Below are 9035 nucleotides of genomic sequence, written 5' to 3' on the forward strand. Positions count from 1 at the left end.
GGATAATCAATACGCCAATGATCAATACGGTTTAACCATTCCTGGGTGGCATGGGGATGGGTGGGGTAATCTAATTCCCGAGACCGCTGTAAAAGTTGTTCCAACACATGGCGTACATCCCCGACAATGGGCACATCGGGAGCCTTGTTTTTCCCCACTTCTGCCGGGTCGATGTCGATGTGAATTACCTTGGCTCGGCTAGCAAATTCGTCTAATTTGCCGGTCACCCGGTCGTCAAAACGAGCCCCCACCGCAATTAAAAGATCACATTCACTAACAGCAAAGTTGGCATAGGCAGTACCGTGCATACCCAACATCCCCACCGAAAGGGGGTGGTTTTCGTCAAAAGCCCCAATCCCCATCAGAGTGGTCGTTACCGGCAATTGGAATCTTTCAGCAAATTCCTGCACTTGGGCATGGGCATTGGCGGCGATCGCCCCTCCTCCCACGTAGAGCAAGGGATTTTTGGACTGTTCTAACAACTGCAACGCCGCATTAATCTGCCGGGGATTACCTTTAACTGTGGGACGATAACCGGGCAAATTAACATCCCCTGGCTCAAGGGGAATATATTCACATTCTTCCAAACCCACATCCTTGGGAATATCGATTAAAACTGGCCCGGGGCGGCCGGTACTAGCCAGATGGAAAGCTTCAGTAACAATGCGGGCCATATCCGCCGCACTACGTACTACATAGGAATGTTTGACAATGGGCAGGGTGATGCCAAAAATATCAATTTCCTGGAAGGCATCACTACCAATCATGGCACGACCCACCTGGCCGGTAATGACCACCATGGGCACCGAGTCCAAATGGGCATTGGCAATGCCGGTCACCAAGTTAGTTGCCCCTGGTCCAGAGGTACCAAAACAAACCCCCACCTTACCCGTGGCCCTGGCATACCCGTCGGCAGCATGGGACGCTCCTTGTTCATGGCGCACCAGAATATGCTCAACTTCCCCCGCCGCTTCAAAACGGTACAACTCATCATAGATGGGTAAAATTGCCCCACCAGGATAACCGAAAATATGTTTGACCCCGTGGCGTTTCAGGCTATCCATCAGGATGTAAGCCCCGGTCTGCCGTTGGCTGGGAACAGTTTTCAGGAAATTTGTTTTGGGATTAGGAATTGATGCAACCACAGGACAAAGCGCTTTAGGAAGCGTAGGCTAAGTCATTTAATTTTAACCCAATCGGCGATGGGCCCCCTATGGCAAAGGAGGGAAAGTTAACAGGACTTAAATTTCTTGCCAGAACTAAAGTAAATTTAAACCATACTGCAGCCCGAGCTTGGCTCCCAATGGACAAAAATGGGATGGGTGCCAAACAAAATTATAAAGGCCTTTTTTGATGGGCGTCTCAGTCCATAAACTTTCTTGCTTTTAATTAAGTTGCTTGTAATCCAGTCAACAGTCACTGATGGCAGGGTTTCAAAGCATCGTTTCAGTCAGTGCGGAGATGTAAATCCCGCTGGGGATAGGGAATTTCAATGTCTAGTTCCTTGAACTTTTGCCAAATTCTACAACGGAGCTCGCTGGAAACTTTCTTCCTACTCACCGGGTTATCAAGCCAAAACTTGATTTCAAAATTCATACTAGAATCTGCAAAATCTAACAAAAAAGCGGCGGGCTTAGGTTGAGGAAGAATATCAGGATTATCTGTGGCTAAATCTAGTAATAAATCAATGACTTGACGAGGATTTGCTTTATAACTAGCCCCCACTGTCACACTACAATAAACAAGGTGATTTCTACCAGTATAAGTATTGACTTCTTCCGTAAAAAAGACTTGATTGGGAATAATTCGATCGGTATTATCTCGAATAATGTTAACCGTGGCAGCCCGTAGCCCTAATCGTTCCACCCGACTCATCTCTCCTCCTACATTAATCACATCTCCTGGTTTTAAAGCCCCTTCAATCAATAACCAGACTCCACTGACAAAATTACTGATTACTTCTTTTAGTCCAAAGCCAATTCCAACAGATAGTCCCCCTGTAACCGTGGCAAAAATAGCTGGATTAATGCCGACATAGCCTAAAATACCAAAAAGACCAAAGCCAATTAAACCGTAATTAATTAACACTGAAACTGCCCTAATAAAGCCAGGATCAAATTGGCTGCCATTGGAGATCAGATAAATGATTATTTTGCAAATTAAGGAGGAAAATATTACCCAAAGATAAACCCCAAAGGTGATCAATAAAATGCTTCTAATGGTGACAGGGGTTTGAAAGGCATCAAAAAATGGAGTGCTGACCAAAGGAAGATAATCTTCTACTAAATTAATTGTGCTAGCTACAAAGAAATAAAAGAGTATTGGACGGAATAAATGGGAGCGATAATATTCAATTTCTTGAATGGGAAAACAAAAGCTAGCAAAAAAAATAACAGCCCGATAAAATATAAATATTAATGTTAATATGATAGCGTGGTCAATTAGTCCATCATAATAGCTATGTTGTCGATAAATAGTATGAACAAATAATAACAGTAAAAATAGAAGCGATGGTAATAGAAAAAAATGCCCAGCCCATAGTAAGCAATCAAGGGGCGATCGCCGGGGAGAATAATTTAAAAAAAATTGTGCACTGTGATACTTTTTTCTTAACCACCACCAGATGATTTTAGCCGTGGCATAGGCAGCAATCATAGCTCCCAAGATTAAGACCAATTGTCCCTGCACCAAAGGCCGTTGCCCCATATGCCAAAAACTGAAGAAAACTGACTCCAAAGGTGAAAAATCAAGGTCACTGATGCTTTGATTCATGGTCTGCTTGCTCACCAAAATATTGATTAGTTTGTTCCGTAATTTCCTGGGCCGCTGCTTGGGAAGTAATTGCCCCAGAAAGGACACTGGTGTAAAATCTTTCGCCAATATCTAGCATAAATTCTATTTTATCGATTTCTTTCATGCTATAGGAAGTAGCGGTTAAGGATTGTTTTTTTAATTGCGCTTGGATGGTAAAAAGACTAGATGGTATTTGCACATGAACATTAACTGGAATGGCAGATCTAGACTCTAAAATCCATTGTTGCTGCTGTTCAGTATTGGTAAAAAAAGTAGCAGCTTTTAGGGCTAAACCGCGCTGTTCGTCATTGCTTGTTGGATTTAAAACAAAGGAAAAACCAGTTAATGCTGGCGAAGAAGGGGCTCCCGGTAGACCAGGCAAGGGAGCAATACCCAGATTTTCTAGACCTAAACTAGCAACTAATTCTGGAATGGCTAAACTCCAGCAGGTGATATAAGCTAATCTCCCTTCACTAAAAGCCCGATTAGTAGCTAAGGAAGTAGGAATAAAAACAACGTTTGGTTCATTTTTGATGGTAATTAGAAATTCCATCCACTTACTCCAAGCCCCCTGGTTTAAAATCACTTCTCCTTCTTGATTAAAAACTTTGCCACCAAAGGCTCCTAGTCCCCATAAAGTATCACTAAAATTTGAAGTAATGCCAAAGGAATAGCCCTGACGAGAAAGGCTAACTATTTCATCTAAATTAGTGGGAACTTGTTTAACTTTTTTCTTGTTATAACAAAGGGTTTGAGTGCCTAAAGTAACGGGAATTGCATACAACTTTCCTCCATATTCCATTTGGCTGAGGGCATCCTGACGAAAATTATCCAGCGCAATCTCATTGTAAGGAATTGGAAACAGTGCATTGCGTTCCATTAATCGCCCTAAATACAGATTTTTAGTCAAAACTAAATCAGGGCCAAAACCATGGTCAATGTCGTGCAGGTAGGGTTCTAAAAGGTCGTCACTGGCAATAAATTTATAATTGACTTTAACGTTAGGATAAGCTTTTTTAAATTCATCCACCATGCCCGCTAAATATTGATGGTAACGTTCTACTTGGGACTCATGTAGGTAGGCAGAGTCTAGAGCGAACCAAATAAGCAAAGTACCTTTATCAGAATTAATATTTCCACTGGGAACTGATTCTTGAAAATTTCTCAGAAATACTGGGTAGCTAGTAATGTCCGTTCCACAGCCGCCAGCTAAAAAAGATATTGCTGTAAACAGAACTATCCCCATTACCCTAGGGAAATTTAAAAAGGGAAAAAATCTGTCCCACCAGGGCTGATTAACCTTAGGCATTAACTTTGATCTCGCTGTTCAGATCACCCTGTCCTTGCTCGGCGATCGCCAATATTTCCCGCTCAAAAGCGACCTGGGCTCGGTTAGTTCTTCCTCCTAAATAGATCTCTCCTTGACCATCCCTCTGGACACTCAATAACCATACTTGGGAATGGGAAACATAACTCATCATTACCCCTATCATCAATAAACCAAAGCCAAGATAAACAAAGGGAATGCCCGGATCAGCTTTAATTTGCAAACCAGTACTACCCACTAATTCTTTAACTGTTATATTGACTCCGTTAATTTCCACAGTAGAACCAGCCCGCACCGCATCGGTTAAATTTCCCGCTTGGTCATAAATGATCATCGTACCTTGGAGGTCTTTAACTAATAGAGCTGCACCTTCGCTAAAGTCGGTTTTAGTGGGAATGTAGGCTCCCCACAACTGGCCACCATTGGCAGTTTGTAAAGGGGCCATGGGAAGTTGCAACACAGGACTATTGTTGAGTTGCACTTTCACCCCGGCAATGCCCCAATTGGTCTGATAAAAAGTAACTCCCTGATGACGTAAAGGGTGATTAACGGAGATGGTTTGGCGGTCTAATTCTTCTCCTTCGCTGCTAACCACAGATAAATCAGAATAGAATTGATCGATAGCCCCATCTTCCGTGTAATCAATCCAAAAACGATTAACTTTGACACCCCAATCTTTAGGGATTTGGTTGTCGGCAAGGGGCCCTTTTTCGATAATGTTATTTACTTGAAATGTTTCACCACTGGGAATCATGTGTTGGGCAAAAAATCCTGTCAGTGACCCCCAAATTGCCCCTCCCAGAATAATTAACATGGCGGCATGGACAATGATAGGACCTATTTTTCCCATTAAACCTTTACGGGCGTAAACACTGTCACCTTCTTGGAAAATTTTGTATCCCCTATTCTGGAGTAAATCTTCAATTTTGTTTCTATCTCCATGGGGCAGGGAAAAACTTAGGGCTAGTTTGTTAAACTGCCTTGGTTGGTGATAAAATTGCCAACTGCGGGCCGCTTTTAAAGCAGGAAATTGGCGGTTAAATGTACAAGCAGTTAGGCTAGAACCAAAAAGTATTAGCAAGCCCAAAAACCACCAGGTTCGATAGACCTGATTCAAACCTAGTTGTAAAATTACCTGCCAACTTAAGAATCCAAATAAAGCCGGATCTTCAGGATAATTTTGTTGATAAAAACTCAAACTTTCCCCCTGTTCAATTACCGTGCCACTGATACTAAAAACGGCAATCAATAGCAAAAGGGCGATCGCCAGACGGAGATCTGCCAGGGTTTTCAGGCACTGTCGACCTAACTGCTGCAAAAAGTTGGTAGGGGAAGAATTGGCAAGGGTCATGAAAGTGGCGACAGTTTTGAAGATAGCCCTATCATTGTGCCCCGATCGCCGTCTCCATGGCAACGAACCCTAAAGTGGGAGCCACAACCACACCTAGAGTCTAGCGTTCTGGGAAATTCTACTCATTGACTAATGGTTAGCCCCGAGAGAATATGGCAGCATGGTCTTGGTGGATCTTAAGCAGGCTTTCATCACTTTAGTTTGCCATTAGTTCAACAGCAGGTACTAATAAGTACACAAGAGCCTACTGCCATTAGGAACCACATTCCAAACAAGCCAAGTAACCCCCTTATTCCCAGTCTTTCCCTTACAGGCAAGTATTTCCCTGACAGGAGAGTGGGGGAGTTAGTTCGATCTAAAAAATTTTCTTGATCCCCACACAATCAAAAAGGAAAAACCATGGTTAATAACCAAGTACCAGCCGGTAAATGTCCTGTACTGCACGGAGCAAATACGACCGAGCAGAAAAATAACCTCAATTGGTGGCCCAATGGGTTGAACTTAGACATATTGCACCAGCATGACCAGAAAACAAACCCAATGAACGATGGGTTTAGTTATGCGGAAGCCTTTCAGCAACTTAATTTGGCCGCCGTCAAAAAAGATCTACACCATCTGATGACCGATAGCCAGAGTTGGTGGCCCGCCGACTGGGGCCATTATGGCGGGTTGATGATTCGCATGGCCTGGCATGCCGCTGGCACCTATCGCATTGCTGATGGTCGGGGCGGTGCCGCCACTGGTAACCAACGTTTTGCCCCCCTTAATAGCTGGCCTGATAACGTCAATTTGGACAAAGCCCGTCGCCTGCTCTGGCCAATTAAAAAGAACTACGGCAATAAACTTTCCTGGGGAGATTTGATTATTCTGGCCGGCACCATGGCCTATGAGTCTATGGGGCTCAAGGTTTATGGTTTTGCTGGTGGTCGGGAAGACATTTGGCACCCGGAAAAGGACATTTACTGGGGGTCAGAAAAGGAATGGCTTGCTTCCAGTGATCACCGCTATGGCAGTGAAGACCGGGAAAGCTTAGACAATCCCTTGGCCGCCGTACAAATGGGATTAATTTACGTTAACCCTGAGGGGGTGGATGGCCAGCCGGATCCTTTGCGTACAGCCCAGGATGTCCGCACTACCTTTGCCCGCATGGCCATGAATGATGAGGAAACCGTTGCCCTTACCGCCGGGGGCCATACCGTAGGTAAATGCCATGGCAACAGTAAAGCTGAGCTGATGGGGCCAGAACCGGAAGGGGCCGATGTGGCGGAGCAGGGCTTGGGTTGGCATAACCGGAACGGCAAAGGTGTCGGACGGGAGGCCATGACCAGCGGCATTGAAGGAGCGTGGACTACCCACCCGACCCAGTGGGATAACGGTTACTTTTACATGTTGTTTAACCACGAGTGGGAACTGAAGAAAAGTCCTGCTGGGGCTTGGCAATGGGAGCCGGTCAGCATTAAAGAGGAGGATAAACCCGTCGATGTGGAGGATCCAAATGTCCGCCACAATCCCATCATGACTGATGCCGATATGGCCATGATCAAGGACCCCATCTACCGACAAATTTCGGAGCGTTTCTATCGGGAGCCGGATTATTTTGCGGAGGTATTTGCCAAGGCTTGGTTTAAGTTAACCCATCGGGATTTGGGCCCCAAAAGTCGTTACCTTGGCCCCGATGCGCCCCAGGAAGATTTGATTTGGCAAGACCCGATTCCCGCCGTGGATTACAGTCTTTCTGAAGGGGAAATTGAGGATCTGAAGCGACAAATACTCGCCTCAGGCCTTACTGTTGCCGAATTGGTCTGCACTGCCTGGGATAGTGCCCGTACATTCCGGGGCTCGGACTATCGAGGGGGAGCTAATGGGGCCCGGATCCGCTTAGAGCCCCAAAAAAATTGGCCTGGTAATGAGCCGGCTCGATTGGCCAAAGTCTTGACTGTGCTAGAAAATATCCAAGCCAATTTTGCCAAGTCAGTCAGTCTAGCGGACTTAATCGTGCTGGGCGGGGGAGCGGCGATCGCCAAAGCAGCCCTTGATGGAGGGATTGAGGTTACTGTTCCCTTTCTGCCAGGCCGGGGAGATGCCACCCAAGCTATGACCGATGCAGAATCCTTTGCCCCCCTAGAACCGGTCCACGATGGCTATCGCAACTGGCTGAAACAGGACTACGCGGTGTCACCGGAAGAATTACTGCTGGAGCGCACCCAACTCATGGGGCTAACGGCGCCGGAAATGACCGTATTGGTGGGGGGCATGCGGGTGTTGGGCACCAATCATGGAGGTACTAGCCATGGTGTCTTCACCGACCGGGTAGGGGTATTGAGTAACGACTTCTTTGTCAATCTGACTGACATGGCCTACCAATGGCGGCCGGCGGGCAACAATCTTTATGAAGTCGGCGATCGCCAAACGGGGGAAATGAAATGGACTGCCACCAAAGTTGACCTAGTGTTTGGTTCCAATTCAATCCTGCGCTCCTATGCAGAGGTGTATGCCCAGGACGACAATCGGGAAAAATTTGTCCATGATTTTGTGGCCGCCTGGACTAAGGTGATGAATGCTGACCGGTTTGATCTCCCTAGGGACTAGTTGGCAAAATAGAAGAATCACAAAATTCAGGCAACATTTCAGCAATCCATGGCAGATCAATTAATCCGTGCCACCGCCGCCGATGGGGGTATTCGCGCAGTGGGGGTAATTACCACCAACCTGACCGAAGAAGCCCGCCAACGCCATCGACTTTCCTACGTTGCCACCGCTGCCCTTGGCCGCACCATGGCCGCGGGGTTACTGTTGGCTTCCAGCATGAAGCAGGAGAAATCCCGGGTAAATATCCGCATCCGTGGTAATGGTCCCCTGGGAGGTCTGTTGGTGGATGCGGGCTTAGACGGTACAGTGCGGGGTTACGTACAAAATCCCTCGGTGGAACTACCTCCCAATGCCCAAGGTAAGTTGGACGTGGGGGGCGCAGTGGGTCAGGATGGCTTTCTATATGTGGTGCGAGATGTGGGCTTTGGCTATCCCTACTCCAGCACGGTGGAGTTAGTTTCCGGGGAAATTGGTGAGGATGTCACCCATTATTTGGTTACCTCCGAACAGACTCCCTCCGCCCTATTATTGGGAGTTTTTGTGGGCAAGGATGGGGTAACCGCCGCTGGGGGTCTGCTGTTACAGGTAATGCCCAAGGCCGCCCGGGACGAAGCCTTAGTTGCCGCACTGGAATCCCGGCTGGGACACCTGACTGGCTTCACTCCCCTTTTACGTTCGGGCAAATCCCTCAAAGATATCTTTCAAGAATTGTTGGGGGATTTTGGTCTGGCAATTCTACCGGAAGTGCAACTTTTGCGCTTTGATTGTCGCTGTTCCTTTCCTCGGGTATTGGGCGCTCTAAAAATCCTGGGGCAAGATGAACTAGAAGATATGATCGAAAAGGACAATGGAGCCGAAGCCACCTGCGATTTTTGTGGTGAGGTCTACCAGGCCGATCGCCATCATCTGGCCCAGTTAATTGGGGAAATCCAGCGGGAGAAGGCGGAAAAGCCTTAACCCCATCTGCATGGAAAT

Annotated in this window: 6 protein-coding genes; 2 read left to right on the forward strand and 4 right to left on the reverse strand. The window is 46.6% G+C overall.

Annotated elements, in window-relative coordinates:
- The 4 genes from ilvB to IQ219_RS12525 form a co-directional block, all read right to left on the reverse strand.
- Nucleotides 1-1145: biosynthetic-type acetolactate synthase large subunit (ilvB, locus tag IQ219_RS12510; protein WP_194072818.1), on the reverse strand; the 1145-nt coding region annotated here is incomplete at its 3' end.
- 301 nt (nucleotides 1146-1446) lie between these two features.
- Nucleotides 1447-2772, reverse strand: a complete 1326-nt coding sequence (locus tag IQ219_RS12515) for a mechanosensitive ion channel family protein (protein WP_194072819.1) — start codon at nucleotides 2770-2772, stop codon at nucleotides 1447-1449.
- Complete coding sequence (locus IQ219_RS12520) at nucleotides 2753-4039, reverse strand: extracellular solute-binding protein (RefSeq protein WP_194072820.1); 1287 nt, start codon at nucleotides 4037-4039, stop codon at nucleotides 2753-2755. Before IQ219_RS12520 ends, IQ219_RS12515 begins: the two co-directional genes overlap by 20 nt.
- A 55-nt stretch (nucleotides 4040-4094) precedes the next feature.
- Nucleotides 4095-5471, reverse strand: a complete 1377-nt coding sequence (locus tag IQ219_RS12525) for a cytochrome c biogenesis protein (protein ID WP_194072821.1) — start codon at nucleotides 5469-5471, stop codon at nucleotides 4095-4097.
- Nucleotides 5472-5870: 399 nt separating this feature from the next.
- Here IQ219_RS12525 and katG point away from each other — a divergent pair, with 399 nt between their 5' ends.
- Together katG and hslO are read left to right on the forward strand one after the other, a co-directional pair.
- Nucleotides 5871-8060, forward strand: a complete 2190-nt coding sequence (gene katG, locus IQ219_RS12530; RefSeq protein ID WP_194072822.1) for a catalase/peroxidase HPI — start codon at nucleotides 5871-5873, stop codon at nucleotides 8058-8060.
- Between the two features lie 48 nt (nucleotides 8061-8108).
- Entirely contained in the window at nucleotides 8109-9017 is a 909-nt protein-coding gene (hslO, locus tag IQ219_RS12535; protein ID WP_194072823.1) for an Hsp33 family molecular chaperone HslO, read from the forward strand.
- Nucleotides 9018-9035 lie beyond the last annotated feature (18 nt).

The organism is Synechocystis sp. LEGE 06083 (assembly GCF_015207725.1).
In the GTDB taxonomy this organism is placed as follows: domain Bacteria; phylum Cyanobacteriota; class Cyanobacteriia; order Cyanobacteriales; family Microcystaceae; genus Synechocystis; species Synechocystis salina.

What these genes read in the sequence shown, in the direction of transcription:
- IQ219_RS12515 (WP_194072819.1), bottom strand. Translation starts at nt 2,772, where the DNA reads ATGAATCAAAGCATCAGTGACCTTGATTTTTCACCTTTGGAGTCAGTT.
- IQ219_RS12520 (WP_194072820.1), bottom strand. Translation starts at nt 4,039, where the DNA reads ATGGGGATAGTTCTGTTTACAGCAATATCTTTTTTAGCTGGCGGCTGT.
- IQ219_RS12525 (WP_194072821.1), bottom strand. Translation starts at nt 5,471, where the DNA reads ATGACCCTTGCCAATTCTTCCCCTACCAACTTTTTGCAGCAGTTAGGT.
- katG (WP_194072822.1), top strand. Translation starts at nt 5,871, where the DNA reads ATGGTTAATAACCAAGTACCAGCCGGTAAATGTCCTGTACTGCACGGA.
- hslO (WP_194072823.1), top strand. Translation starts at nt 8,109, where the DNA reads ATGGCAGATCAATTAATCCGTGCCACCGCCGCCGATGGGGGTATTCGC.